The 26,917-nt window shown below is 50.6% G+C and carries 20 protein-coding genes; 16 read left to right on the top strand and 4 right to left on the bottom strand.

What is annotated here, in order from left to right; translation table 11 throughout:
• The first annotated feature begins 17 nt into the window (after window positions 1–17).
• The 4 genes from C8U37_RS03535 to C8U37_RS03520 all read left to right on the top strand — a co-directional run bounded on the left by C8U37_RS03535 (window position 18) and on the right by C8U37_RS03520 (window position 8,014).
• The gene (locus C8U37_RS03535; RefSeq protein WP_108031897.1) at window positions 18–2,504 is read left to right on the top strand and encodes a glycoside hydrolase family 2 TIM barrel-domain containing protein; all 2,487 of its coding nucleotides are present in this window, start codon (window positions 18–20) and stop codon (window positions 2,502–2,504) included.
• A complete protein-coding gene (locus C8U37_RS03530; RefSeq protein WP_108031896.1) occupies window positions 2,501–4,174 on the top strand; it encodes a glycoside hydrolase family 43 protein in 1,674 nt (557 codons plus the stop codon). Before C8U37_RS03535 ends, C8U37_RS03530 begins: the two co-directional genes overlap by 4 nt.
• A complete protein-coding gene (locus tag C8U37_RS03525; RefSeq protein WP_108031895.1) occupies window positions 4,171–6,363 on the top strand; it encodes a glycoside hydrolase family 3 N-terminal domain-containing protein in 2,193 nt (730 codons plus the stop codon). Before C8U37_RS03530 ends, C8U37_RS03525 begins: the two co-directional genes overlap by 4 nt.
• A 226-nt stretch (window positions 6,364–6,589) precedes the next feature.
• Complete coding sequence (locus tag C8U37_RS03520; RefSeq protein WP_108031894.1) at window positions 6,590–8,014, top strand: MFS transporter; 1,425 nt, start codon at window positions 6,590–6,592, stop codon at window positions 8,012–8,014.
• Between the two features lie 342 nt (window positions 8,015–8,356).
• On the opposite strand, the gene C8U37_RS03515 is transcribed toward C8U37_RS03520, so the two are convergent.
• Complete coding sequence (locus tag C8U37_RS03515) at window positions 8,357–9,472, bottom strand: AraC family transcriptional regulator (protein ID WP_108031893.1); 1,116 nt, start codon at window positions 9,470–9,472, stop codon at window positions 8,357–8,359.
• Window positions 9,473–9,569: 97 nt separating this feature from the next.
• Between C8U37_RS03515 and C8U37_RS03510 the strand changes: the two genes are divergently transcribed.
• The 3 genes from C8U37_RS03510 (at window position 9,570) to C8U37_RS03500 (ending at window position 15,124) form a co-directional block, all read left to right on the top strand.
• Window positions 9,570–12,317 (top strand): alpha-L-rhamnosidase, encoded by a 2,748-nt coding sequence (locus C8U37_RS03510; RefSeq protein WP_108031892.1) that lies wholly within the window; start codon window positions 9,570–9,572, stop codon window positions 12,315–12,317.
• 152 nt (window positions 12,318–12,469) lie between these two features.
• Window positions 12,470–14,179 carry a glycoside hydrolase family 3 protein gene (locus C8U37_RS03505; RefSeq protein WP_108031891.1) on the top strand — a complete coding sequence of 570 codons (1,710 nt, stop codon included), beginning with the start codon at window positions 12,470–12,472 and terminating at the stop codon, window positions 14,177–14,179.
• 12 nt (window positions 14,180–14,191) lie between these two features.
• On the top strand, window positions 14,192–15,124 hold the full coding sequence (locus tag C8U37_RS03500) for an alpha/beta hydrolase (RefSeq protein ID WP_108031890.1): 933 nt from the start codon (window positions 14,192–14,194) through the stop codon (window positions 15,122–15,124).
• 275 nt (window positions 15,125–15,399) lie between these two features.
• Here the strand turns inward: C8U37_RS03500 and C8U37_RS03495 are convergent, their stop codons facing one another.
• Both C8U37_RS03495 and C8U37_RS03490 read right to left on the bottom strand, forming a co-directional pair.
• On the bottom strand, window positions 15,400–15,969 hold the full coding sequence (locus C8U37_RS03495; protein ID WP_108031889.1) for a histidine phosphatase family protein: 570 nt from the start codon (window positions 15,967–15,969) through the stop codon (window positions 15,400–15,402).
• Window positions 15,970–16,280: 311 nt separating this feature from the next.
• Window positions 16,281–16,625 (bottom strand): (4Fe-4S)-binding protein, encoded by a 345-nt coding sequence (locus C8U37_RS03490; protein ID WP_108031888.1) that lies wholly within the window; start codon window positions 16,623–16,625, stop codon window positions 16,281–16,283.
• A gap of 388 nt (window positions 16,626–17,013) precedes the next feature.
• Between C8U37_RS03490 and mgtE the strand changes: the two genes are divergently transcribed.
• The 3 genes from mgtE to rpoN all read left to right on the top strand — a co-directional run bounded on the left by mgtE (window position 17,014) and on the right by rpoN (window position 21,373).
• Window positions 17,014–18,351: a magnesium transporter gene (mgtE, locus tag C8U37_RS03485; RefSeq protein ID WP_108031887.1), complete on the top strand. Its 1,338-nt coding sequence runs from the start codon at window positions 17,014–17,016 to the stop codon at window positions 18,349–18,351.
• A 250-nt stretch (window positions 18,352–18,601) separates the two neighbouring features.
• Complete coding sequence (locus C8U37_RS03480; RefSeq protein WP_170100177.1) at window positions 18,602–19,915, top strand: purple acid phosphatase family protein; 1,314 nt, start codon at window positions 18,602–18,604, stop codon at window positions 19,913–19,915.
• 159 nt (window positions 19,916–20,074) lie between these two features.
• Window positions 20,075–21,373 (top strand): RNA polymerase factor sigma-54, encoded by a 1,299-nt coding sequence (rpoN, locus tag C8U37_RS03475; protein ID WP_245879747.1) that lies wholly within the window; start codon window positions 20,075–20,077, stop codon window positions 21,371–21,373.
• 183 nt (window positions 21,374–21,556) lie between these two features.
• Here rpoN and C8U37_RS14820 read toward each other — a convergent pair whose 3' ends face one another.
• On the bottom strand, window positions 21,557–21,754 hold the full coding sequence (locus C8U37_RS14820; protein WP_425445655.1) for a hypothetical protein: 198 nt from the start codon (window positions 21,752–21,754) through the stop codon (window positions 21,557–21,559).
• Between C8U37_RS14820 and C8U37_RS14630 the strand changes: the two genes are divergently transcribed.
• The 6 genes from C8U37_RS14630 to C8U37_RS03440 all read left to right on the top strand — a co-directional run bounded on the left by C8U37_RS14630 (window position 21,672) and on the right by C8U37_RS03440 (window position 26,912).
• Window positions 21,672–21,890: a hypothetical protein gene (locus C8U37_RS14630; protein ID WP_245879746.1), complete on the top strand. Its 219-nt coding sequence runs from the start codon at window positions 21,672–21,674 to the stop codon at window positions 21,888–21,890. The two genes, C8U37_RS14820 and C8U37_RS14630, sit on opposite strands and share 83 nt — an antisense overlap.
• Before the next feature lie 302 nt (window positions 21,891–22,192).
• A complete protein-coding gene (locus tag C8U37_RS03460) occupies window positions 22,193–23,176 on the top strand; it encodes a LacI family DNA-binding transcriptional regulator (protein ID WP_108031883.1) in 984 nt (327 codons plus the stop codon).
• The gene (gene rbsK, locus C8U37_RS03455; protein ID WP_108031882.1) at window positions 23,169–24,074 is read left to right on the top strand and encodes a ribokinase; all 906 of its coding nucleotides are present in this window, start codon (window positions 23,169–23,171) and stop codon (window positions 24,072–24,074) included. The genes C8U37_RS03460 and rbsK overlap by 8 nt, the downstream gene beginning before the upstream one ends.
• Window positions 24,049–24,444: a D-ribose pyranase gene (gene rbsD, locus C8U37_RS03450; RefSeq protein ID WP_108031881.1), complete on the top strand. Its 396-nt coding sequence runs from the start codon at window positions 24,049–24,051 to the stop codon at window positions 24,442–24,444. Before rbsK ends, rbsD begins: the two co-directional genes overlap by 26 nt.
• Window positions 24,445–24,455: 11 nt before the next feature.
• Window positions 24,456–25,937, top strand: coding sequence for a sugar ABC transporter ATP-binding protein (locus C8U37_RS03445; protein ID WP_108031880.1), 1,482 nt, complete (start codon window positions 24,456–24,458; stop codon window positions 25,935–25,937).
• Window positions 25,938–26,912, top strand: a complete 975-nt coding sequence (locus tag C8U37_RS03440) for an ABC transporter permease subunit (protein WP_108031879.1) — start codon at window positions 25,938–25,940, stop codon at window positions 26,910–26,912. It abuts the gene before it with no gap.
• Window positions 26,913–26,917 lie beyond the last annotated feature (5 nt).

Here is a 26,917-nt window from a genome sequence, read left to right as displayed (position 1 = left end):
CAGAGAGGGTGGATGAAATGATAGAGCAAAAATTTAATGACAAGTGGAAATTCTGGGAGAACAAGGACTCCTTTGCATTGGTATGGAATGTGCCGGAAACAGCCAAGGAAATCACGGTACCGCATGATGCGATGTTCGAAAATAAACCGCACGCAGAGAGCCTGAACGGCGGCAACACCGGCTATTATGACGGGGCATTCTATAATTATGTGAAGACGCTCCACGCCCCGGCTGATTACAAAGAAAAAACGGTTTTTCTGAAATTCGAAGGCGTGTATATGAACGCCATGGTCTACGTAAACGGCGAGCTGGCAGGCAAGAATATGTTCGGCTACTCGACTTTCTATGTGCCGCTTAATGCTTTTCTGCGCTACGGCGAAGAGAATGAAATCCGTGTCCAAGTCCGCAACGGCGCGATGACGAACAGCCGCTGGTATTCGGGCGGGGGGATCTACCGCGATGTCTACCTGCTGGTTTCGGATGTGACGCATCTGGTGCCGGAAGGGATCCAGATCAAAACGGCGGAAGCCGATGAAAGTTTGGCGGTGCTGGACATTGCGACAGAAGTGAAGACAAGGCAGTATGCACCGTGTCATTTGGTGTTGGAAAACGTGATCCGTGATGTGGAAGGGAACGAAGTCGCGAAAGAACGCTCGCCTTTTGTGTTGTTCGAACAAGAAGAACGGATCATCAAACAGCGTGTGACCGTGGAAAACCCGGATCGCTGGTCGGATGAAAATCCAAGCCTGTACACCTGCGAAAGCAAGCTGTACGCCGATGGGGAATTGCTGGACGAAGCAGAGACGACTTTCGGCATCCGGACGTTGCAGGTGGATGCGAAGCGCGGCTTGCGCGTGAACGGTGAAACGGTGAAACTTCGCGGAGCCTGCATCCATCACGACAGCGGCCTGTTGGGTGCCGCCACTTACGAGGACGCCCAATTCCGCCAAGTCAAACTGCTGAAGGAAGCCGGCTTCAACGCGATCCGGATGTCCCATCACCCGATGGCGCCTGCGATGTTGCGCGCTTGCGACCGCTTGGGCATGTACGTGATGGACGAAACGTTCGATATGTGGAACCGCATGAAATCCGATTATGATTATGGCCTCTATTTCCAAGAATGGTGGGAAAAAGATGTGACAGCGATGGTCCGCAAGGATTATAACCATCCGGCGGTCATCCTTTATTCAGTCGGAAATGAGATTCCCGAAATCGGTCTGCCTCACGGAGCGAAAGTCTGCCATGATCTTTGCGCCAAAATCAAATCGTTGGACGACACCCGCTTCACTTTGGCAGGCATCAACGGCGTTTTTGCGGCCGGAGACAAGGTCGGTCAGATTGTCGGCGATGTCGTTTCGGATCTGCAGGAGAAAGGCGAGATCGAAGGCAATGTCAACGACTTCATGACGCTGATGGATGGTCACTTGGACGATATCGTCGTGCATCCGGCCATCTCGGAACGACTGGAAACGGCTTGCAGCCCGTTGGATATCGCGGGTTACAACTATATGACGGCCCGCTATGAGGGAGACAGCGTGACTTACCCGAACCGTGTCATGGTCGGCAGCGAAACGTATCCGCCTGAAATCGCCCGCAACTGGGATTTGATTGAAAAACTGCCGCAAGTGATCGGTGACTTCACTTGGACCGGCTGGGATTACTTGGGAGAAGCGGGCATCGGTGTGCCGGCCTATCAATGGGGCGAAGGCGGTTTTGGTGCCAGATTCCCTAACCAATTGGCTTATGTGGGAGATATCGACCTAACCGGTATCCGTCGCCCGGCTTCCTACTTGCGCGAAATCGTCTTTGGTTTGCGGGAAAATCCGTACATCACGGTCCAAAATCCGCACAGATACGGCCAGCATTTGATGAAAACGCCTTGGATCATGAGCGATAATCTGTCGAGCTGGACGTGGCAGGGGTGTGAAGGCAAGCCGGTGATCGTCGAAGTGTATGCGCCTGGGACGGAAGCCGAATTGTTCCGCAACGGCGAATCGCTTGGCAAACAAGCTTCCGGCAAAGCGGCAGGCTACCGCGTGCTTTTCGAAACGACCTATGAGCCGGGAGCCCTGACGGCCGTAGCTTACGAAAATGGGCAAGAAATCAGCCGCTTTGAGTTGGCGACTGCCGGAGCAGACCGGAGCTTCGTCTTCGGATCGGAGGAAATCATGGACGAGCTCATTTATGTTCCCGTCACTTATTGTGATGCGGCCGGAACGGTTGCGACCGATGCCGATCAAACCATCAAATTGGCCGTTTCCGGCGGGGCAACTGTCATCGGTTTCGGCAGCGGGAATCCTCAACCGGAAACCACTCTCGAAAACGATGAGACGCAAACGTTCAATGGCCAAGCGATGATCGTCCTCAAGAAAAATACCAAAGCGGAAAATGTCGTCTTGACCCTGACGGCAGCGAACGGAGACGTGGAATCACTGGAACTGTTCCTGTATGAGTCGGAATCAGATCAGCTGGCATCTCCCGTCGCAGAAGGAGCAATGGTATGATCCGGAATCCTATTTTGCCGGGCTTTTATCCGGACCCATCGATTTGCCGGGTTGGGGATGATTTTTATCTCGTGACTTCCAGTTTCAGTTATTTTCCGGGCGTTCCCATGTTCCACAGCAAAGATTTGGAGCAATGGGAACAGATCGGCCACGTGCTGGATCGTCCAGAGCAATTGCCGCTGACGCATGAAATGATTTCGGCAGGCATCTTTGCCCCGACAATCCGTCACCACAACGACACGTTTTATATGATCACGACAAACATGAGCATGGGCGTCGTCAACTTTATCGTAACGGCCACAAACCCGGCCGGTCCCTGGTCGGATATGCAGATCATCGAAGGCGCGGACGGCATCGACCCTTCGCTTTTCTGGGACGAAGACGGGAAATGCTATTACACAGGGACTACCCGCTTCGATGACGAATCCGGATCCAGACAAGGCATCTGGTGTTCCGAAATCGATCTGGCCACGTTCGAGTTAATTGGCGAGCGCCACATCATCGGGACTGGGGCGCAAGTGAACGCGGAAGCGCCGGAAGGACCGCATTTGTATAAGAAAGACGGCTATTACTATCTGCTGATTGCGGAAGGCGGAACGGAACACTTCCACGCCGTAACGATCAGCCGCAGCAAGTCGATTTTTGGGGAATATGAGAATTACCAAGGCAACCCGATCCTGACCCATCGCCACCTCGGGAAAGGCTTTCCGATCTGGAATGTCGGCCATGGTGATTTGGTCGAATTGGCGAACGGCAATTGGTACATGGTTTGCCTCGGTTCACGCTTGGCTGAGGGTCGGCACAAGATGTTGGGCCGCGAAACCTTCCTCGTGCCGGTCGTGTGGGAGGACGGCTGGCCGGTCGTCAGCAAAGGCACAGGCAAAGTGGAGTGGACGTATCCCTCGCCCGGCTTGCCGGATTGGCAACCGACTGTGCGTACCGTCAATGATTTCAAGGATCCGCTTGTTGAAAATTTCGATAAGGAACTGGGATTTGCGTGGAACTTTTTGGGCACCCCGCATGAAACCTTCGCCAAGGTAGAGGCTGGTCAATTGCGCCTGAAATTATTGCAGAACACGATGGTCCCTTGGGAATTCGATAACACGGACGGAAGTGTCTTCAGCCGCATCGCGAAGATCGGCAAAACAAAAGAAAACATCAGCTTCGCAGGCAGGCGCCAGCAGCACTTGGATTTTCAGGCGACAGTCACTGTTCATTTTTCTCCCGAAGAAAACGAGACGGCGGGAATCGTCGTGCTGCAGAATGACGCCAATCAGCTGCGGTTGGAAATCGCTAAAAATCAGGAGGGGGTGCCTGTCGTGCGCTGCCTGCGGGTAGTATCGCACTATGATCAAGCGGGCATCCAGCACTTCAGCGAAGCGGTAGTAGGCGAAATCGCTGCTGCGCCGCAACAAACCGATTATGTGCTGCAAGTGCAAGGGAACGGCTCACGTTACAGCTTCTATGCGGGGCCATCCATTGAGGAGTTGGCTTCGGTTGCGGATCAAGTGGATGGATCCTTCATGGGTTCGGAAACCGCGGGCGGCTTTGTCGGTGCCTATATCGGGCTATTTGCTTCCGGAAACGGGCAAACAAAAGAAAAATATGCGGATTTCGAAACCTTCATTTACGAAGGATTCGAGCAAAAAGAAGGGGAACAACAGCGATGATGGATATCCAGACGCAAAAAATCGAAGCCTTGATCGGCGAAATGACCTTGGAAGAAAAAATCGGACAGCTGCAGCAACGCGGACCGTCCTTGGTGGGCGCCTTTGAGGTCAGCTTCGAGGAACTGCTGGATATGATGTTCGACGGAAGGATCAGCCAGGAAGAATTCGGGAAACTGATGAGCACGGCTGAACAAGATTTTCATGAGGAGGAGTTGCGTGCCGGGAAAGTCGGCTCCTACAATGGCGTCGGCGATGCCCGGACCGCGAACCGGCTCCAGAAAATCGCCGTCGATGAAACCAGATTGGGGATTCCGTTGCTGTTCGGCTACGATGTGATCCATGGTTTCCGGACGGTGACGCCCATCCCTTTGGCTGAAAGCTGTGCCTGGGATCCGGAGCTATGGCAGAGAACGGCCAGAATGTCAGCGGAAGAAGCGACGGCAGCGGGCATTCACATGACGTTCGCCCCGATGGTGGATGTCGCAAAAGATGCCCGATGGGGCCGCGTCAGCGAAGGGGCCGGAGAGGATACCTTATTGAACGGCGACTATGGCGCAGCCAAAGTGCAGGGTTTTCAAGGCGAGAATCTGGCGAAAGCTGATGCGATGGTAGCCTGCCTGAAGCACTTTGCGGCTTATGGAGCCGGTGAAGCGGGCAAGGATTACAATCGGGTGGACATGTCGCTGCAACGGTTGTGGGAAGAGTATCTGCCGGCTTACAAAGCCTGCATCGATGCCGGGGCACGGGCAGTCATGCCCGCTTTCAATGATCTGAATGGCGTGCCGTGCACGGTGAACGAATGGCTGTTGAGGGATGTTCTGAGGGATGAATGGGGATTCGAGGGCATCACCGTAAGTGATGCGAATGCCATTGCGGAATGCGTCAACCACGGCGTCGCAGCGGATCGGCAAGCGGCGGCCAAAGAAGCGCTGCAGGCAGGGATCGATATGGATATGACTTCGAATGTCTACGCCGAGAATCTTGCCGGATTGATTCAGTCCGGAGAAATTGCAGAAGATTTACTGGACCAAGCTGTTTATCGCATCCTGAAGCTTAAAGCTGAACTGGGATTGTTTGAAAATCCTTACCGGACCGATGAAGAAAAAGAAAAGCATACCTTAGTGAGGCCGGAATACCGGGCGCTTGCCCGCGAAGCGGCGACCAAATCGATGGTATTGTTGAAAAATGAAGCCGTCCTGCCGCTGAACTCGCAGCAAAAGATTGCCATATTCGGCGAGCTTGCAAATGATTCCGGCCAGATGACCGGCGCTTGGGCAATCGGGGCGCGGGGAGAAGACTGCGTCAGCCTGGTTCAAGCCTTGGATGCGCAGGGGATCGACTACGCGTATCATCCCGGTATAGTGGACGGGATTTTGGCAATAGCTGAGATCAACCAGTTGGCGGAAACGGCAGATGTGGTGATTGTGGCTATCGGCGAGCAAAAAGAAGAGAGCGGGGAAGCCGCTAGCAAAGCGGATATCTCTTTGCCGGCCATCCAATTGGAGCTCGCGGAAACGTTGCTTCGGACAGGAAAACCCGTGGTTGTAGTCCTCTTCAACGGCAGGCCGCTGGCTATCCCGACGATTGCGGAGCAGGTCCCCGCTATTCTGGAGGCTTGGCATCCAGGGATAGAGGCCGGCAACGCAATTTTGGATATCCTGTATGGCGTGGTGAATCCGAGCGCAAAACTGACCACAACCTTCCCGCACGCAACGGGACAATGCCCGTTGTATTATGATCACATTGCCACCGGCCGTCCGGGAGGGAAGTCCAAATTCACTTCAAAATATTTGGACACGCCGCTTGAACCCCTGTATCCGTTCGGTTATGGCTTGAGTTATACAACCTTTACCTACAGCGGCCTGCAAGTTGAAACTGCAGAGGATGCGGTCCGATTATCTGTGACCGTAAAAAACAGCGGAAATCGTGAAGGCGAAGAGATCGTCCAATGCTATGTGCAGGATAAAGTGGCGAAAAGGGCGCGGCCAGTCAAACAGCTGAAGGCCTATCAGAAGGTCTTGCTTCAGCCGGGGGAATCGATTACGATGGAATTTGCAGTGCTGTTCGAAAAATTGGGCTACTACAACCAGAAAATGGATTATAATTTGGAGGCTGGCGAATTCACGTTTTTTGTGGGCGGGAATTCCAGGGATACCCTTTCGGAAACAATCGATCTTTCATTTGGTTAATCGGAAAAGGCGCGCTGAAGAAACGTCGGTTGCGCCTTTTATTTATTTTCACATAAAAAAATTCTGCGGGTAAAAAGTTTTTAAAACAACAAAGTAAACCCTTACGGAAATAAAAATAGAAATATTAAAAAATGTCGGATTATCAGTAAATAATAACATGGCTGTTTGGAAAGCGGTTTACTATAATAACAGTATCAAGCTTGATAGAAAAAAGGAGTGATATGTTATGGCAGAAAAGACAGAAGCAACAGTGTTCGTGGAGAAGGCAACAAATCCGCCAAAAGAAAAAATCAGTAACCTATTCGCCTGGTCGCATGCTACGTCAGTAAGTGGAACCGCTATGTTGATAGCAGCTATTATCGGAAGTTATTTCGCAGTATATATGACGGACACAATGATGATCCCAGCAGCCGCAGCATCCATGATCATGTTTGTTGCGACTTTATGGGACGCAATCAATGACCCGATGATGGGCGTGCTTGCCGACCGGACGAAATCAAAATGGGGACGTTATCGCCCGTATTTCATCTTTGCGCCAATCCTATTGACCATTTTCGGGACATTGATTTGGTTGAATCCCGACTTCTCGACAAACGGTAAAATCATGTATGTGCTGGTGACCTACATCGGCTACGGCATGACCGTAACAATGTACACGATGCCACAAATGGCAATCCTGCCTGCGCACGTGAAAACAGATGAACAGCGTAACCGAGTCATCATGATGGGAGCAGGAGCGACAGCGGTCATGTTCACAGTCGGCGCATCATTCACCCCGCAAATGAAAGCGTTCTTCGAAGGGGCGTTCGGCGTATCGAACGGCTATATTCCGTTGATGATCGTGCTGGGATTGATTTCCTGCATCTCGTTCTGGAGTTTGTTTGCAACAGCGAAAGAAAAATATATCGCTCCTGTAAGTGATACGCCGCTCACACAAGATTTGAAAAAAATATTGCGTCATAAAGAATTGTCGCCATTCGTTATCGTTTGGATCATGGCTTCGATGGGATACGGCTTGATGTTTGCGAGTTCGGTATTCTATGTTATGTATTTCTTGGGCCGTCCGGATTTGATCTCCATCTACATGTTGGTCGTTTCCATGGGTGCCTTGGTTTCGATGGTTGTCTTGATGCCGATTTGCATGCGCATCTTTAAAACAGCTCAGAGAACATTGATTGTCACGCAAATTGCGGCGATCATCTGCTATGTGACGCTTTTCTTCGTCGGCAACAAGAGCATGACGCTACTTTATGTCATTACTTTCATCGCTACATCCGTGGCATCCATGTCAAATGCACTGGTCAACGTATTGGTGAACGATGCCATTGATTATGTCCAATTCAAAGACGGCATCACAGCAAACGGCGTTATTTCATCCATCAAAGGATTTGCGCAAAAATGCGGAAATACCGTTACAAACTCAGGTATTCTGGCTGTGCTCGCTTGGGCAGGCTACAGAGCCGGTGAAATCGGCAATCAACCTGAGAGCACGATGTTTGCCATCAACTTCCTGCGTTTCGGCGCGCCAGCCTTGATCAGTGGCATCCTGTTGATCGCCTTGAAGTTCAATCCGGTTGAAAAACACCGCGCAGATATTCTGGAAATGAAAGAGCTGATCCGCGATCACAGCGAAGACAATCATGAAGCGTGATGAACGGTAATTTTTAAGCAAAAAAAGGGTGCTGTCTCCAAAAAGGGGCAGCACCTATCTTGGTTTATTGTGGCCGCGTGTGCGGCCGATAGCGTTCGAATGCTTTTGGGTGCCTTCGAGGGCGTCAGCTCCGGTGAAGGGGTGGTCCATCGGAGTTACCGAACTGAGCAGGGCTGCCATCTCCGATGGAGCCCGGCTCATCGGAGATGAGCAGTATGATCGGCACCTGAACTCCGGGGAACACGTGCTTCACCGGAGTTCAGGCCCCCGCCTCACTCCGCCCCAAAAATCCACGCAAAAAACGGACCGCCTCGAAGCGAGGCGGTCCCATTTTTACACTGTTCAAATGAACGGGTTAAAGGATTCTTCGTTGTTATGATGCTGTTTGCGGTACTGTACCGGGGAGACCTGATAGGTTGTGCGGAATACGCGCGAAAAATGATCCGTCGATTTGTAGCCGACCTGCGCCGCGATTTCGCTGATCTTCAGGTTGGAGTTTTCCAGATATTCGATGGCATGCGCCAAACGCAGCCGCCGGACCAGGTCGGTAAAATTGTAGCCGGTATTTTCCCGGATCATGGTCGAAAGGTAGGGCTCGCTGTAATGGAATTCCTCAGCCAAACTGGACAAGGAAAGCTCTTGGTAATGGTGCTGGATGTACTGCAGGATGACGGAAAAATCCGTGCCGATGTGATAGTTATGGAATTGCATGCTCTCGCTGTAATTGCGCAGCAAGTTGGAGAACATCAAGTTGATCCAATTGATGCAACTGCTGTTGCTGTAGCTGTCATAGCGGTGGCATTCGACCATGGCGTTGCGGATAAAGGCTTTTAACTCATCATTCTGCGCGGTTGTGAACAACAGGAAATTGGGACTCGTATCATCCTGGAGGATCTTGCGGAAAAAGTAGGAGAGCAGGTCCTTGCCCGACAACAATGAAAAGAAGATCGTGTCGAAGGAGCTTTTCCGGAGCATGATCGTATACACAATGGAGTGATCCTCAATCAGGATATCGTGGCTGGAAGAAGGTGCGATGATGCACAGTTCGCCTTCCTGCAGGGTGGATGTCTCGTCCTCAAAAGTGAACTGGCAGGTGCCGCGCACGACGTAATTGATTTCAAAAAAGTTATGCGTATGCGGATTCGGCCGGGTAAATTTGGGATGGCGGATGATGAAGACATCGCGCTTGGGAGGAATGATATCCGCTTCGACGACCGAGGACGAGGAAGGGATCTGCGGCGTCAGGGAGAGGACAAAGGAATCGATGATATCCTCAAATTCATCGTCCGACATGTTCTCGAAAAAGCCGGTGACCTGCGGCATTTCCAGCGTTTCCTGCAGCAAGCCTTTGCGGTAAAGATAGTCCGTCATTTCGACAAATTGCATGCGTTTGCCGTATTGGCGGTAGAAATTTGTCATTTGTTTTTGGAATTCACCGTACGTGATATAGTAGGGCATTATTTTTGTTCCTCCCCATCAGAGCTGGATTAGCGGTTGTTGGAAAAGTATAGCAGACAACATTTTTTAATACAAGAAAGCAGAGGAGCAGTCAGATATGAAAATAACCATAAAGATAAATGGATTGACGGAACCGAAAGGGTATCAGTTCGAGCCGCTGCTGGTGAGCTGGATTGTCACCGATGCAATCGGGAAAAGTCAAAAGAAAACCGAAGTGACGGTTGCGAAGGATGCGGATTTTGAAGAAGTGGTTTGGGTAAAAGCAGGAGCGCTTGTTGCGACTGGGACGAAAGTCGATCTGGATTTGCGGCCGCGCACGCAGTACTTTGTGAAAATCACGGTGGAGGATGAAATCGGCAACCTTGGCGAAGGCATCACGCACTTCGAAACCGGAAAGATGGACGAAGCCTGGGAAGCACAATGGATCGGCACACCTGCTGGTTATCCCTACCATCCGATCCTGTCCACGGACTTCGCTGCGGAAAAACCCGTCAAAAAGGCGATGCTGTACATGTCCGGGGTCGGGCTCTACGAAACCTATCTGAACGGCGAAAAGGTGACCGATGAGGTGTTGACGCCGTTCCTGAATGATTACCGCAGCCTGATCCAAGCCCAGACCTATGATGTGACGGGCCTTGTGCAGGAAACGAACGACTTTGAGATTCTCTTGGGGAACGGCTGGTACAAAGGCCGTTATGGGCTGGAAAGCCAAACGGATTATTTCGGCGACCAATTCGCGGCCATCGCGGAACTGCATCTGATGTTCGAAGACGGCAGCACGCAAGTCGTCAAAACGGATGAAGAGTGGCAGTACCGAGCCAGCAACATTCTGGCCAGCGGCATCTATGACGGCGAAACAATCGATGAGCTGCATTGGAACGCTAAAGCGAATCCGTTGCAGCCGGTCGTGGAAGTGGCTATCGACCAGTCGAAATTGCAGGACCGCATCAGCCCGCCTTTGCTCATCCAGGAAGAGGTTGAAGTCGCACAGATCCTGACGAGTCCGGCAGGCGAAACGATTTTGGATATGGGCCAGAACTTTGCCGGCTGGTTAAGCTTTGAAGCTGATTTTCCGGCGGGAACGAAGATCCATCTCGAATTCGGCGAAATCCTGCAGAACGGGAACTTCTATAATGAAAACTACGGAACCGCTACGGATGGCTTCACCTTCGTATCCGATGGCCGGAAAAAGATGGTCATGCCGCACTTCACCTATTTCGGCTTCCGCTATGTGCGCGTGAGCGGCTGGGTCGGTGAGATCAAGTCCGAGCTGTTCAAGGGGCTGGCGATCTATTCCGATCTTCAGCAGACCGGCTTCATCGAAACCGGCCATGAAAAACTCAATCGTCTGTATCAAAACACCTTATGGAGCCAGAAATCGAATTTCCTGGATATGCCGACGGACTGTCCGCAACGGGCCGAGCGCTTGGGCTGGACCGGGGATGCGCAAGTCTACGCCCCGACGGCTTCCTACCATATGGACACGCGGGCTTTCTACCGTAAATTCTTGATTGATATGCGCCAGGAACAACTGAAGATGGACGGCAGCATCCCGAACTACATGCCTTCGATGGGTTCGAACGGCGGAGCGGCCATCTGGGGGGATGCCGCAACGATCATCCCGATGACGCTTGTCCAGATGTACGGCGAATCCGAGGAACTGGCTTTGCATTATCCCTTAATGAAAGATTGGGTGGAGTGGAACATCCGTCAAGTGACCCAGCACAAGGGCGCCGCTGCGGGGCTGGTGGACTTCGGCTTCCAATTCGGCGATTGGCTGGGTTTGGATGGCGCAACGCCGAGTTCATTCAAAGGCGGCACCGATGATGCCTATATTGCGACGGTTTATTATTGCCATAGTCTGGAGCTGTTGGCTGAGGCTGCCGAACTGCTGGGCAAAGAAGCGGATGCACGCAAGTATCGAGAGCTGGCCGATCAAGTCCGCGCCGTCATTCTGCATGAATATTTCACGCCGGCTGGCAGGCTGTCCGTCGATACCCAAGCCGCCTATATCGTGGCTTTGAAATTCGGCATCTATCGCGATAAAGCGATGCTCCTGCAGCAGTTCAACAGCCGTCTGAAAAAAGATCTCTACCAGATCAAGTGCGGGTTTGCCGGAGCGCCGTTGCTGTGCCAAGTGCTCGCCGAAAATGGGCTGGTGGAGTTGGCCTACGAATTCCTGCTGACGGAAGATTATCCGGGCTGGCTGTACGCGGTCAATCAAGGCGCAACGACGATCTGGGAGCGTTGGAACAGCGTACTCGCGGACGGCAGCATGAATCCGGCCGGCATGAACTCGCTGAACCATTACAGCTACGGATCGGTCATGGAATTCGTTTACCAGTCCGTTGTCGGCATCAGTCCTGCTGGCTATGGTTTCTCCAAAGTGCGGCTGGCGCCTGAACTGCATGCGCAGCTGAAGTTCGTGAAAGGCCGCTACGAGTCTACGGCCGGAACGTATGTGAGCGAATGGGAAATTTTGGAGGACGGCCAAGTCCATTGCCACTTCGAAGTGCCGTTCGATGGCACGGCGACAATCGTATTGCCTAACAGCAACGAGGAGGAAAAAGTCGTCGGCGCCGGCGTCTACGATTATACGTATTGGCCGACGCGCGATTTCCGATACCTTTACGACGAACATACGCGCATGAGCAAAGTGATGCGGGATGATGAAGCATTTGCGGCAGTACGTGAAGCGGCGCCCCGAATCGGTGAGTTTCTGGACCGTGCCGACAAGGCGCAGCAAAATATGACGCTGAAGGAATTGAGCGGGCTGTTCTATACCGGCATCAGCGCCGAGATGGCGGAAGCTGCTTTGGAAAAGCTGAAAGCATTCAAGGCGTAAGACAGAGCATTGGCAAAACTGAAGCGCGTTGCGTGAACACCTTAAAAAATGTCGTAAACAGGAAAAGAACGACCCCGTTGCGCGCGGTCCATTGCGTCGGGAACTGCTGTATAATTAGCGTTAAGAAGGAATAATAATAAAGGTGTGATGAGATGGTACGTCTAACAGAAAAGCCGTTTTTTTTATCGGATGAACAGGTTTCTTGGGTAGGAAATACACTAAGTGAGATGACAATGGAAGAAAAAATCGGGCAAATTTTCTGCCCGATTGCGGGGAATCCAGAAGATCACGCGTTGACGGACTTTGTGCAGAAATATCAGCCGGGCGGGATGATGTTCCGCCCGATGCCGGCGCAAGCGATCCGGCAGGCTCACGGGGTTCTGCAAAAGGAAAGCAAGATCCCTTTGTTGCTGGCTGCGAATCTCGAAGCCGGCGGAAACGGCATCTGCTCGGACGGAACCTATTATGGCCGGCCGATGGGTGTTGCGGCGACAGCCGACAATCAGGAAGCCTACCGGTTGGGTTACGTTTCCGGACGTGAAGCGAACGCTGTCGGCTGCAACTGGGCGTTTTCTCCGATCGTGGATATCGATATGAACTTCAAAAATCCGATCACCAACGTCAGGACGTTCGGCTCGGATGTCCAGCAAGTGATCGACTTTTCGCTGCAGCAGATGAAAGGCCTGCACGAGAACGGCATCGCCACGGCAGTCAAGCATTTTCCGGGGGACGGCGTGGACGAGCGCGACCAGCATCTGGTGAGCACCGTGAACAGCCTGTCCGTCCCGGAATGGGATGAAAGTTACGGAAAAGTGTACCGCGCCATGATCGACGAAGGTGCGTTATCGGTCATGATCGGGCATATCCTGCAGCCAGCCTACAGCAAAGAACTCAATCCCTCTTTGGAGGACAAAGACATTCTGCCTGCTTCATTGTCATCAGAACTGGTGAATGGCCTGCTGCGTGAGCGCCTAGGCTTCAACGGCGTAGCGGTGACGGATGCGACTCCGATGATCGGCTACAATGCCGCGATGTCGCGCAAAAAAGCGATCCCGACGACGATCAACGCCGGCTGCGACATGATTCTGTTCAACAAAAACATCGACGAAGACTATCAAGCGATGCGCGATGCGGTCAGCTGCGGCGACGTCTCCATGGAACGGTTGGACGAAGCGGTCACCCGTATTCTGGCGATGAAAGCCAGCATGGGTTTGGTGGCGAAACAGCAGTCGGGCAGCCTGATCCCTGATCCGGCAGCATTGGCTACGGTGGGCTGTGTGGAACATCTGGAACTGGCAAGGAAGAGTGCGGAAAAAGCGATCACTTTAGTGAAGGATACGCAGAATCTGTTGCCGATTTCGCCCAAGAAAACACCGCGCGTGCGCGTCTATATGTTGGAAGATCGCTTGAGCGGCGGCTTCAAGGACGGCGGAGCTTCGGATGGGGCCTTCATCGAGAAACTGAGTGCAGCCGGCTTCGCGGTCGAAACATTCAATTACGGCCAACTGGACTTCCACGAGATTTTTGAGGGAGGCGTGGATGACCTGAAGGCGAAAGTCGATCTGGTCATCTATGTCGCGAATTATGATACCGCAAGCAACCAGACAACGCGACGGATCGATTGGGTCCGCATGATGGCTGCTGACGCCCCGTGGTTTGTCCAGGACGTCCCGACTCTCTTCGTATCCTTGGCCAATCCGTATCATCTGTTCGATGCGCCGATGGTCAAGACTTACATCAATGGCTATTCCGCGAACGATACCGTCAGCGAAGTGCTGGTGGAAAAATTGATCGGCAAGTCCGCGTTTCAAGGCAAGAGCCCGGTTGATCCGTTCTGCGGGGTATGGGGAACGAACTTATAAGGAGTGTAGAGAATGATTGTTGAATCAATAAAATTATATCCGGAACGCGATGATGTCACGCTGACGACGTATGTTTTGCAGGATTCGCCGGAATTGTTGAATGGCGTTGCCCGCCCGGCTGTGCTGATCTGCCCTGGCGGGGCCTATCTTTCCTGTTCCGACCGTGAAGCTGAGCCGGTTGCGATGAAGTTTGCGGCGATGGGTTATCATGCTTTTGTCTTGCGTTATTCGGTTTATCTGGAAAAGGACGAAGCTTTCGAATCGATTTTTGGAGGCGTCGAAAGACGAGAACATACGGTCTTTCCGGCTGCGATCCGCGATATCGGCAAAGCCATGCTGACCATCCATCAACACAGCGAAGAGTGGCTGGTTGATACCGATCGGATTGCCTTGTGCGGCTTTTCGGCAGGCGCGCACAATGTCGCGACGTACTCCGTCTATTGGGACAAACCGATCCTGACCGAGCATTATCAGGTGTCGGAAGAAAAACTGCGTCCGGCTGCCACCATTCTGGGCTATACGTTGAGCGACTATTTATTCATGAAAGAAACAGAAAAAGACGAAATGGCAACAATATTATTGGATGCCTCTTCTGTGGCGTTGATAGGCGAAGCGTCCCCCAATGATGCGAAATTGATCGAAGTGAGCCCGGCGTTATTGGTGACAGACAAAACGCCACCGATGTTCCTGTGGGCCACCGCATCTGATGCGCTTGTCCCGGTTGGGCATACATTGCGGATGGGAATGGCCTTGTCCGAGCACAAAATCCCTTTCGAAATGCACATCTTTGAAGACGGCCCGCATGGATTGAGCCTCGCCACACAAGCAACAGCTAACGCTAAAAACTTAGTAGATCAGAATGCAGCCAAGTGGATAGACTTGGTGGAAGCGTGGCTATTGAAACGCTTCAGTTTTGAGCTGCAGGACGAAATCAGATGGGGTTAGTGAGTGATACGGAGCCGCGTAAGCGAACCTCAGCTCCGGTGAGGCTCCCGCTTGCCGGAGTTTGCCGGTAACTTTCGGTCTGTACTCCGACGAGGCCGCTCTCATCGGAGAACGCAGTTAAAATGTTGGGCGAACTCCGACGAAACCTCCGTTCACCGGAGGAGGGCAGTGTCCCTCCGAAAATCAACAAAACAGAGATAAAAAAAGAAGGAACTTTCTCATAAGTTAGAGAAAATCCCTTCTTTTTGTTGTATTTGGACATTTAATCGGCCATCCTAGAACCCATGCCGTTCGACTTCCAACAGCACAAAAGTCTTCTCCGCCATGTCGTATTCGTATTTGAAGACGCAACAGTTCGTGATGCCGTCCTTGATGATTTCGTGGGGATCCTGCCAGGCGCGCAGGAAGTGGATGCAGGCGCCGGCGTGTGAAACGGCGAGGACAGTCTGGTGATCGTCCTGCTCCATGATATCGGTGCAGGTCCGCACCATCCGCTCTTTTACCGCATCGCCGGATTCGCCGCCGTACTGCACGAAAAAGGTGCTTTTGTCTTTGGGATTGAGGTCCTCGCTCTCGCCTTCGAAGGTGCCGAAATGCATTTCCTTCAGGCCTTTCAGGCGTTGGTAGGGCATCAGTTCGTTCGTCACGATTTCCAGCGTATCGCACGCGCGCTCGGCGGTGGAGCTGTAGGCGTGATCGAGGTCGATATCGTCGAAATAGGCGCTGGCGATTTGCGCTTGCTGGATGCCCAGCTCCGTCAAAGGCGAGTCGCAGGCACCCTGGATTTTTCTGCGGACGTTGAAAAGGGTCTGGCCGTGGCGCATCAAGTATAATGTTTTTTTCATATGAGGACCTCCTGGTATGTGAAACGTATGCATATTGATTATACTACTTGCTTCAGGGGTAACGTCAATAAGGATCCGTTACGGGCTGGTCGGAGGAGCACAAAGGCTTTTGAGGGCGCAGCTCCGATGAAGGATCCGCTCATCGGAGAACGCCGGCAATAATCGTACTTAACTCCGGTGAAGCCGTGCTCACAGGAGCACAAAGACAGAATGTTGACCGAACTCCGGCGAAGCCTCCGTTCGCCGGAGAAGAACAGTACAGATCAAAAAATCACCCGCAAAGGTCTTTGCGGGTGATTTTTGTTAAACGGCTAGTTCTTCGTTTCATCCGGAGGACAATCGTTTTTTTCCTCAAGGCTTTCTTCTTCATTTTGATCGGGCATCATCGCCCCTAAAGGAAAGGTCGGCAAGATTTCTTCCGAGCCTTTCAGGCGGTATTTCAGCGCGCCGGACGGGCAAGTATGGATGACGCGCGCCACTTCTTCGGGCGAATCCGCATCAGCCAAGATCCAAGGTTTTCGTTTCGTATCGAAGATTGCGTGATTCCCCCGCACGCAGTTGCCGGAGTAGGTGCAGACGCTTAAGTTAAAGTAAACATCAACCTTTTCCCCTGTGTATTTTCGATAGCCATGCGCTAACAGTTCAGACTCATTCATAATAATGGCTCCCCTTCCGGACCGCTTTTTTGAAAGCGGGTTCATTTGCGTCTATTATATCATTCTGATCTTGGAATCAGTACAGGAAAGGTAGCCATATATGGCGATAAGTAGTAGACTGGGGTTGGAGAGCAGGGAACTTTTCGATATCCCTGTGTGGCATGAAAAACAAAAAGATTGAGGTGAGTACAAATGGACGCAGATAGTAGTCAGGGTATAGCAGACAAACCACCTAGGCGCGGTTTTAGCCTGATTGCTTCCGTGCGGAGCCATTTATCAGGTCTGTTTGTATCCTCAGCCCAATCGCAGATTATATAAACCGGGAACTTGTCGTCTTGAATCCGTCTGTTATGCCTTCAAAAAGCTGAATCAATTTGGAGGTGTAGACATGGAATTGAATGAAATGTTGTTAAACGCAGTAGCAAACCAGAATATTACGGAATTGAAAGAGCTTGTCGGCGATCACTATCCTGTAGATGTCGCAACGGCTTTGTTTGAATTTGAAGATGAAGAGTTGGCCGCTTTGCTCAACTTGTTGGAAGCGAAAGAAATCGCCGCCATCATCGAGGAAGCGGAAGAGGAGCTCCAGCAAGGGATGATTGGCTTGTTGGACTCGAAGAAGATCGTAAGATTCTTTGCCTATATGTCGCCCGATGATATTACCGATATCCTGGGAACAATCGGTGTCGGACAACGCAAAGAAATCTTGGGCATGATGAAAAAAAGCGACTCAAATGAGATCCAGATGCTGTTGGGTTATGGACCGGACACGGCTGGGGGGATCATGACCACCAAATACATCGCCCTGAAAAACGAACTCAGCATGAAGGATGTGCTGCAGGAAATCCGGCGCATCGGCCCTAAAACAGAAATCATCGAGACGATTTTCGTTGTCGATAGGGCGAACGAATTGATCGGATCGGCGGATTTACGGGATATTTTGGCATCCGCCGAAGAGGTCAAGTTGGAGGAAATCATGAATGACAATGTCCTCTCGGTCCGGCCGGAAACCGACCAGGAGGAAGTTTCCCTTATCGTTTCCAAATATGACTTAAAAGTTATTCCGGTTGTGAATCGCAAGAACGCAATCCTCGGCATCATCACAATCGATGACATCATCGATGTCATCGTCGAAGAGCAAACCGAGGACTTGCTGATGCTGTCAGGGGTAAGCAAAGATGAAAAGGTCGGCAACAAAATCAGCACCTCCGTCGGCAGAAGGCTGCCTTGGCTGGTCATCAACCTGATGACTGCCTTCCTGGCTTCCTTTACGGTCGGGATGTTCGAAGACGTCATCATCCAAGTGGTTGCGCTCGCAGCAGCGATGCCGATTGTCACCGGGATGGGCGGGAATGCCGGATCCCAGACATTATCCGTGGTCATACGGAGCATCGCTTTGGGGGAAGTGGACATAAAGAACGACTGGAGATATGTATTCAACGAAGTCGGTTTGGGGCTGATCAATGGATCGGTTACCGGATTGATCACCGGCCTCATTCTTTACTTGAGATACGACAACTTCTTTTTGGGCCTCATCATTTTCATAGCCATGATCGGAAATCTCATCATCGCGGGTTTCTTCGGATTTTTAATTCCCTTGGCACTGAAAAAATGGGATCTGGATCCGGCGATTTCTTCATCCATTTTCCTGACAACGGCGACGGATGTCTTCGGCTTCTTCCTATTTTTGAGCTTGGCAAAAATGTTCTTGCCGTATTTGTTGTGATAGGGACTTATTTCGATATTTATAAAAGTTCCGAAAGAGAAGGTATCTTTATCATTTTCCGCTCCTCCAAAGTTCTAAGGAAAGAAACTTTCCGATTGATTCCTCGGGCGGAGCATAGTCGTCGGCAAGGCCTCCTGAGGGCAAGTGTTGTATAATGTAAACAAATCAGTTTTCTGGGGAGTTTCCTTTTGGATTCCCGGCAAAATAGCATGATTGCGGTTGTCGATTTACTTTTCAAGGAGGTATGGCCATGTTTGATGGGAAACGGAGGATGGGAATCCTTTTTGCAGCACTTATTTTGGCGTCTGTTGCGTCTGGCTGCGCGAACGGACCAAGTAGGGATCCCTCAGCCAAAGAGTTGGCATCAACCAAATATGATCCCCACGCTTTGGATGTATTCCATGTGGCCCTTGCACCCGGTGCGGATGAATCGGAGCGGACGTTCAGTTGGCATACCCGGGATACGAACAAAAAGGGTTTGGTGGAGCTGAGCCGTTTGGATGAAGAGGGGAATGTCCTGTCGAGCGAGACGTTCGAGGCGACAGTTGAAGACATTTTGCGCGGCCGTTCAAGACATAAAGCGACTGTCTCCGGACTGGAGGAGAACCAGCTTTATTCCTATCGATTCGGGGACGGCCTCAGTGCTTGGTCGGAGTCCTACACGTTCCGGACACAGGCGGAGGGGGAGTTCAACATCCTGTTCTTCGGCGATCCGCAGATTGGAGCGGGCGATGGAGTATGGAGCGATGCGGACGGCTGGAACAGGACCGTGACAGCCGCGACGGAAATGTTTCCCGATACGGCCTTCCTTGTTTCATCAGGTGATCAGGTGAACAGAGCTAATGAGTTGAGCCAATATGATGGCTGGTTCTTCCCGGAGGAGCTGACCGCCTATCCCGTCATGACCATTGCCGGAATACATGATGAATCCCCGTTTACGGATTATTTCAATGCTCCGAACGAAACTGGCTTGGGAGAGGATTCCGAAGGCAGCGATTTTTATTTCACTTACGGGAACACCTTGTTCATAGCGCTGAATTCCCAAAGCAGCGACATCGCTGAGCACAAGGAAGCGATGGAGTTGGCGATTGCGGAAAACCCGGATGCGACCCACCGAATCGTATTCCTGCACAAGTCGCTCTACAGCAGTGCGAGCCACGCGCTTGATGAAGATGTCCTCGCCTTGCGCGTCGGCTTGGTACCGGTCTTCGATGAACTGGATATCGATGCGGTACTGATGGGGCACGATCATGTCTATGTGCGGACCTACCAGATGAAAGGCGATGAAGTGATCGGGGAAATTGCCTACAACGAGGAGGGGGCGGCCGTCGATCCGGACGGCACCGTCTACCTGACCGGCAATTCGGCATCCGGTTCCAAATATTATGATATGCAGGACGCCTCGGTTTACGAGCGCTATGCCGCTGTCGCGCTGCAATTGGAGGAGCCCACCTACATGAACATTAAGGTGACCGACGATTCCATCACCTTCACGACCTACAAAACCTCCGATCTCTCGGTCGTGGATGCGTATCGAATTGTGAAGACGGATTTGGGGGACTGAAAGGGAAAATAATAGAATGACTTTTCGTTGCCCTAAGGTGATTTTTCCTTGGTGGGAACGATTTTTTTGCGCCAAAATGAATCCATTTTTTGCTGAAAGATGGTATAGTGTCAGTGCATGCATCATCGAATCAGAGCTGAACCAGAAAAGAGGGAATAAATGGTGAACCTAAGCCAAAGCCAAAATCTTACCCAAACGCAAACCCAAAAGCAAGCGCTTTCTCAAACGATGCTACAAGGCATCCATATACTTCAGTTGGGCAACCTTGAGCTGCACGATTATCTGAATCAGAAAGTTTTGGATAACCCGTTTTTGCAGATGAAAGTCAGGGAGTCGAGAGTTTCCCGAAGCGGCGGCCAAGCCAATGATTTGAGTTGGATTCCCGACCGGAAACAATCGCTTTATGAATACGTCACGGAGCAGGTTATGTTGGCCTACCGGGATACCTATCTCCGCACCTTGATCTTGTGGTGGATCAACCAGTTGAACGATAAGGGCTATGTCATCAAAAGCATCGAGGAAGCGGTTGCCGAAACGAAGGCGGACAGCATTCAATTGGTGGATGCGTTGACGCTGCTGCAGCAACTGGATCCTCCGGGCATCGGTGCGCGCAACCTGCAGGAATGCCTGATGCTGCAGACGGAACGCAGAGAGGATGCGCCCGATATCGCCTATATCGTGTTGGAAGAATCATTCGACGATCTGATCAACCGAAAATGGGCCGCCATTTCCAAAAGGTACGCTGTGCCATTGGAAAATGTCCAAAAAGTTTTTGATTTTCTCCAGCATCTGACGCCCTCTCCGGGAATGGCCTTCCAGACTGACGAGCAACTCGCAGTCAGACCGGATATAGTGGTCACCGTCAAAGATTCGCAGTTGGTGATCAAAGAAGCCCGATACGGCGTGCCGATCCTTTCCTTCAACAAAGAGTATGCAGCGGAACTGGAACAAATGAAGGACAAGGAAGTTGCAAAGTACGTCCGGGACAAAAAGAAAGAATACGAGTCGCTGCAGGAAAGCTTGTCGCTCCGCAGCGAAACGATCCTGCGGGTCAGCACGGCGGTCGTGCACAGGCAAGCGGCGTTCTTCTTTGATGAAGCCCATCCGCTCCTTCCGCTGCAATTGAAGGACATCGCCGAGGAACTGGGTCTCCATGAATCCACCATCAGCCGGGCGATCAACGACACTTACATCCAAACCGACTCGGGCCTCTATGGACTCAAGCACTTTTTCTCGCGCAAGGCCAAAACGGAAAATGACGATGCGCTCTCCACAACCTCGGTCCAAAAGCGGATCCAAAAACTGATCGAGGAAGAGGACAAGCGCAAACCACTGTCCGATCAAAAACTGGTCGAGCTGTTGAATGGCGAACAGATTGACATCTCCAGACGGACGGTGGCGAAGTACAGAACGGAACTCAACATCCCATCCACTTCCAAAAGGAAAAGATTCGACTGATCCGAAAGCCTCAAAAAGGAGCATTACGATAAAGAAAACCGCATCAGAATGGTGTTCCATACCCATTCTGATGCGGTTTTCTTATTTTTTTTCCAACTTCGAACGATGGAGGCGACTTTATCTGGAGCCTCCGCTCTGATTGGGAGTGTGAGGATGTTCACACTTATTTTGTAAGTGAGTATATCAGTCACGCGCTTTATTTTTGTTATCATAAGGGGAAAGCGCTGGCGATTCAGCCGTTTGCGTAGGCTTCCAGCTTGGAAAGATCGAGTATGCGGATTTTTTTGATTCCAAAGCAATGATTTTTTCGTCCTGCAAATCCTTGAATGTCTTTGAAACGGATTCTCGGGTCGCGCCGATGATGGTGTTGACGTGCAACATCGCGGACGGCATCGGCTGGGGATTTATCCTGTACACGTTCATCAAAGTGTTCTCCGGTGATCGGCAAGCTGTTCCGAAAATGATGTACGGTTTGACCGGCATCTTTGTGCTGTATTTTGTGCTGAAATTCATTTAAAGCAACGTTCTTTCGAACCCAGTAATAGGGAGCTTAATCTTTTAAGTATCAACAATTCCTGAATGCTAAAATAATCAAAAAGCAAAAAGCTTGTCTCTTTTGGAGATGGGCTTTTTGCCTTTTTAGCGATATATAGGATTGCGGGATTTTTTATCAAGAGATTCGGTCTCCGCATGGAGGCAGCGCCCCTTATTTTTTCGGAAAAGAAAATATTTTGAATTAATGCTTGCAAGCGGTTTCGAAGCGTGTTATATTATTTGTGTAATCGGTTACACATTTACAACTGATGGAGGTGAAGGAGAATGGTGACTATCAAGGAAGTTGCAGAATTGGCGGGAGTATCCGTCGCAACCGTTTCAAGGTTCATGAACAACAGCGGATATGTGGGAAAGGCTTCGCGCGAGAAGGTCGAAAGAGCAATCAAGCTATTGGATTTTTCGCCGAATGAAGTGGCGCGGTCCCTCTACCAAAAAAAATCCAAGCTGATTGGCTTGCTGCTGCCGGATATCGCAAACCCATTCTTCCCGTTGGTTGCTAAAGGTGTGGAAGATAAAATCAACGAGAGTGGCTACAGCCTCATCCTTGGGAATGTGCAAGGGGATGTCGAAAAGGAAAAAGAGTACCTGAAGATCTTTGCGCAGAATAATGTGGCGGGCGTCTTATCCGCTGTCCATGGGAGCACAAAGGAATTCCACGGCATGCCATTTGTTCTATTGGACCGTGTCAACGAAGATATCGAATTTGCTGTTTACACCGATAATTTCCACGGGGGAGAATTGGCAGCGCAAGCCGTCAGCGACCGGCAAGCGAAGCATGTCGTCATTATGGTCGGACCGAAAGATGTGCCAAGCTCGCATGAGCGTCTGGCTGGGAATCTGAAGGTGCTGAATGAAAGGAATATTCCTTATCAGCTGTATCAAACCGATACGTTCCAATTCGATTCCGCTGAAAAGACCGCACAGCATTTTTTGGATCAATTTCCCCACGCAGACAGTGTGATCGCGTCCAATGACGTGTATGCATTGGCAGTCATGAAGGAAACGGTGAAAAGAGGGATCCGCATCCCGGAGGAATTGCAGATCATTGGCTACGACGACATGCCATTTGCAGCTTTGGCATTTCCCGGACTGTCGACGATAGCCCAACCGGCTTATGAGATAGGCTATCAAGCCGCGGATCTTCTTTGCAGACATATCGAAAACAAAATTATTCTGAAAAAAAGGATACAACTGCCTGTAACGCTAATAATAAGAGAATCATTGAGGGAGAAGATGGAAAATGAGTAATATTATGGTATTAGGAAGTATTTCAACTGATTTTGTCGTCACAGCCGACAGACGCCCTGAAACCGGAGAGACCATTACAGGAAAGGACTTCAGGACCACTTTCGGCGGGAAAGGCGCTAACCAAGCAGTTGCCAGTGCGCGCTTGGGCGGCCGCGTTTCGATGGTAGGGACTGTAGGCGAGGATCTGTTCGGTACGGAACTGATTGAGAACTTGAGAATAAATGGAATTGATACAAGCAATGTGGAACGGGTTACACATTTGCCGTCAGGTTCAGCGCACATCACGATTGTTGATGGTGATAACGCCATCATTTATATACCGGGTGCGAATAATGCATTCGATAGCGCGAGGTTACAACATCTGGAAACAGAACTGGAAAAAGTCGAGTTGATGGTCATCCAGAATGAGGTGCCGCAAGAGATTGTCGAAGCCGTTATCGGACTGTGTTTTGAGAAAGGCGTAAAAGTGCTGTATAATCCTGCACCCGCAAGAACAATGGATGAAGCCTTGCTGGAGAAGGTTACGTTTATGACACCGAATGAGAGCGAATACAAAATCATGTTCCCTGAATTATCCCTTTCGGAAGGAATCAAAAAATACCCAGGGAAACTGATTGTGACACTTGGATCCAAAGGCGTTTGTTACCATGATGGAGCAGTTGAACGGAATGTTCCGGCGTATGTTGTCGGACCAGTGGACACTACCGGAGCGGGGGACACGTTCAATGGGGCATTTGCGGTAGGGATCGCATCAGGATTGGATATCGAAGCCAGCCTGCAACTCGGAAATCTGGCAGCGGCATTATCCGTACAAAAATTTGGAGCGCAAGGCGGCATGCCGACACTAGCGGAATTAAAGGAGAATGAACATTATGAAAAAACATGGAATCTTGAATAGTGATATCGCAAAAGTTTTGGCGGATTTGGGGCATACGGATAAAGTTGTGATCGGTGACGCAGGCCTTCCGATACCGGAAGGCGTCAAAAAGATCGATTTATCCCTACGTTTACAGGAACCCGCATTTCAGACCATTCTGGAGTTATTGATGGAAGAGATGGAAGTGGAAAAAGTATTTTTGGCTGAGGAAATCAAGGAACAGAATCCAGACCAATTCGAGCGGACGATGGAGCGGATGGCAGGCGTGGATGTCGCTTTTGTCACTCATGAGACTTTTAAGGAAATGACGGGCGATGCGAAGGCGATTATCCGGACAGGGGAAGCGACCCCTTATTCCAATATCATACTGCAATCAGGAGTCCTATTTTAGGAGGGAAAGAAATGGAAGTTGTGATGAACGGAATCACGAAAAGCTTTGGCACCAACTACGTGTTGAGGGGTGTTGACTTCACGATCAAAGCCGGAGAAGTCCATGCCTTGATGGGGGAAAACGGAGCCGGCAAATCGACGCTGATGAATATCTTGACCGGACTTCATAAGCCGGATGCAGGCGAAATCTTGATTGATGGCAACCAAAAGCAATTTGATAGCCCGAAGGAAGCAGAGAAATTCGGATTGAGCTTTATTCATCAAGAAATGAACACCTGGCCTGAAATGACGGTGGTCGAAAATTTATTTCTGGGAAATGAAATAAAAAATGCGATCGGATGGCTTGATAACAACAAAATGAGAGCGCTTGCCGATGAAACGTTCCGTGAGCTGGGGGTAACCTTGGATCTGGATGAAGAAGTGAAGAATTTGTCGGTAGGGCAGCAACAGATGATCGAAATTGCGAAATCTTTGCTTTCCGATGGTGAAGTGATCATCATGGATGAACCTACAGCAGCCTTGACGGAAAGGGAAATTGAAGTATTGTTCCGGATTATCCAGAACCTGAAGGAAAAAAATGTGGCCATCATCTATATTTCCCACAGAATGGAAGAAATCTTCAAAATCAGCGACCGCATTACGGTCATGCGTGACGGTGTATCCGTCGATACGAAGCGGACAGCGGACACTACCAACGATGAAGTGGTGCGTAAAATGGTCGGTAGGGACCTCGCGGATTACTATCCGGCGAAGACCTCCACAATCGGAGCTGTCGTTTTCGAAGCAAAGCAACTTTCATCCGAACGGAAATTTCAGGATGTATCCTTCCAAGTCAAAGCAGGAGAAATTGTTGGTTTTTCGGGGCTCATGGGAGCAGGTCGGACTGAAATTATGCGGAGCATCTTTGGGATTGATCCGCTTGACGGGGGTGAAATTTTTCTTGAAGACAAGAAAATCACCATTTCCGATCCGAATGATGCCATTCGGCAGGGCATCGGCTTCTTGACGGAGAATCGGAAAGAAGAAGGTTTGATTCTTGACTATTCCATCAGTGAAAATATCAGTCTTCCTTCAATAGACGGTTTCCGCAAGAATGGACTTATCGACACGCAAGCTGAGAAGGATTTTGTTGAGTTGTTGATGGAACGCTTGCAAGTCAAAGCCGAAGGGTGCGAGGATATTGTTTCAGGATTATCCGGAGGGAACCAGCAGAAAGTCGTTTTGGCCAAATGGATCGGCATTGGCTCCAAAGTCCTGATTTTGGACGAACCGACGCGCGGTGTGGATGTAGGTGCCAAACGTGAAATCTATCAATTGATGAACGAACTGGCGGACAGAGGCGTTGCCATCATTATGGTTTCAAGTGATTTGCCTGAGGTGCTGGGTGTCAGTGATCGCATTGTAGTTGTTCATGAAGGCAAAATATCCGGTGAGCTGCAGCGTGGAGAGGCGACAGAAGAGAAAATCATGAAATTAGCAACGGGGGTAATGTAAATGAATCTAGGAATACAAGCCTTAAAAAGTAACAAAGAAAAAGGCCCAGCAACAAAAAAACTGAATAAATTGGGCCCTCTGCTCGCATTAGTTGTCTTGATCATATTTGTCACAATCATGAACCCGAACTTTTTGGCTCCTGCCAATCTCCTGAACCTTTTGAGACAAGTTTCCACAAATGCACTTATCGCTTTCGGTATGACCTTCGTCATCATTACGGGCGGGATTGACCTTTCTGTAGGTTCGACGCTTGCCCTCAGCAGCGCCTTGATGGCGGGCATGATCGCTTCCGGTCTGAACCCTGTCATTGCGATGGGAATCGGTTTGTTGCTTGGCGCATTTTTGGGAGCCTGCAATGGTGTAATGATCACAAAAGGGAAAATGGCACCCTTCATCGCGACGCTGGCAACGATGACAATCTATCGCGGACTTACTTTAGTGTACACGGATGGTAATCCGATCACCGGTATCGGAGACAGCTTCATCTTCAAATATATGGGCCGAGGTTACCTTTTCGGCATTCCTTTCCCGGTGGTTGTGATGCTGCTCTTCTTCGGAGTGCTGTATGTGCTTCTGCATAAAATGACTTTCGGCAGAAAGACTTTTGCGCTTGGTGGGAATGAGAAGGCTGCTTTCATTGCCGGCATCAAGAGCGACCGCATCAAAATCGCCATCTATTCCATTTCCGGACTGATGGCTGCAGTCGCTGGTATCATCATCACTTCACGATTGAACTCTGCTCAACCGACTGCCGGTAATGCCTACGAAATGGACGCAATCGCATCCGTTGTTCTTGGCGGCACGAGTCTATCCGGAGGACGCGGAAGATTAGTTGGGACATTGATCGGGGCACTGATCATCGGAACGCTGAACAATGGTTTGAACCTGCTGGGTGTATCGAGTTTCTATCAGCAAGTCGTTAAAGGTGTTGTCATCATCATCGCTGTTTTATTGGATCGTAAGAACAAAAAATAGGAGGA

The sequence above is a fragment of the Trichococcus patagoniensis genome (assembly GCF_003051085.1).
Taxonomy (GTDB): Bacteria; Bacillota; Bacilli; order Lactobacillales; family Aerococcaceae; genus Trichococcus; species Trichococcus patagoniensis.
Note: the sequence above shows the minus strand (reverse complement) of the source record. Positions and strands in the feature narration are given on the sequence as shown.

Coding starts and splice junctions, on each gene's coding strand:
- C8U37_RS03505 (WP_108031891.1), top strand. CDS start 12,470: ATGGTACGTCTAACAGAAAAGCCGTTTTTTTTATCGGATGAACAGGTT.
- rbsK (WP_108031882.1), top strand. CDS start 23,169: ATGAGTAATATTATGGTATTAGGAAGTATTTCAACTGATTTTGTCGTC.
- C8U37_RS14820 (WP_425445655.1), bottom strand. CDS start 21,754: ATGTTGCACGTCAACACCATCATCGGCGCGACCCGAGAATCCGTTTCA.
- C8U37_RS03460 (WP_108031883.1), top strand. CDS start 22,193: ATGGTGACTATCAAGGAAGTTGCAGAATTGGCGGGAGTATCCGTCGCA.
- C8U37_RS03490 (WP_108031888.1), bottom strand. CDS start 16,625: ATGAATGAGTCTGAACTGTTAGCGCATGGCTATCGAAAATACACAGGG.
- mgtE (WP_108031887.1), top strand. CDS start 17,014: ATGGAATTGAATGAAATGTTGTTAAACGCAGTAGCAAACCAGAATATT.
- C8U37_RS03495 (WP_108031889.1), bottom strand. CDS start 15,969: ATGAAAAAAACATTATACTTGATGCGCCACGGCCAGACCCTTTTCAAC.
- C8U37_RS14630 (WP_245879746.1), top strand. CDS start 21,672: ATGATTTTTTCGTCCTGCAAATCCTTGAATGTCTTTGAAACGGATTCT.
- C8U37_RS03445 (WP_108031880.1), top strand. CDS start 24,456: ATGGAAGTTGTGATGAACGGAATCACGAAAAGCTTTGGCACCAACTAC.
- C8U37_RS03525 (WP_108031895.1), top strand. CDS start 4,171: ATGATGGATATCCAGACGCAAAAAATCGAAGCCTTGATCGGCGAAATG.
- C8U37_RS03500 (WP_108031890.1), top strand. CDS start 14,192: ATGATTGTTGAATCAATAAAATTATATCCGGAACGCGATGATGTCACG.
- C8U37_RS03480 (WP_170100177.1), top strand. CDS start 18,602: ATGTTTGATGGGAAACGGAGGATGGGAATCCTTTTTGCAGCACTTATT.
- C8U37_RS03520 (WP_108031894.1), top strand. CDS start 6,590: ATGGCAGAAAAGACAGAAGCAACAGTGTTCGTGGAGAAGGCAACAAAT.
- C8U37_RS03530 (WP_108031896.1), top strand. CDS start 2,501: ATGATCCGGAATCCTATTTTGCCGGGCTTTTATCCGGACCCATCGATT.
- C8U37_RS03515 (WP_108031893.1), bottom strand. CDS start 9,472: ATGCCCTACTATATCACGTACGGTGAATTCCAAAAACAAATGACAAAT.
- C8U37_RS03535 (WP_108031897.1), top strand. CDS start 18: ATGATAGAGCAAAAATTTAATGACAAGTGGAAATTCTGGGAGAACAAG.
- C8U37_RS03510 (WP_108031892.1), top strand. CDS start 9,570: ATGAAAATAACCATAAAGATAAATGGATTGACGGAACCGAAAGGGTAT.
- rbsD (WP_108031881.1), top strand. CDS start 24,049: ATGAAAAAACATGGAATCTTGAATAGTGATATCGCAAAAGTTTTGGCG.
- rpoN (WP_245879747.1), top strand. CDS start 20,075: ATGGTGAACCTAAGCCAAAGCCAAAATCTTACCCAAACGCAAACCCAA.
- C8U37_RS03440 (WP_108031879.1), top strand. CDS start 25,938: ATGAATCTAGGAATACAAGCCTTAAAAAGTAACAAAGAAAAAGGCCCA.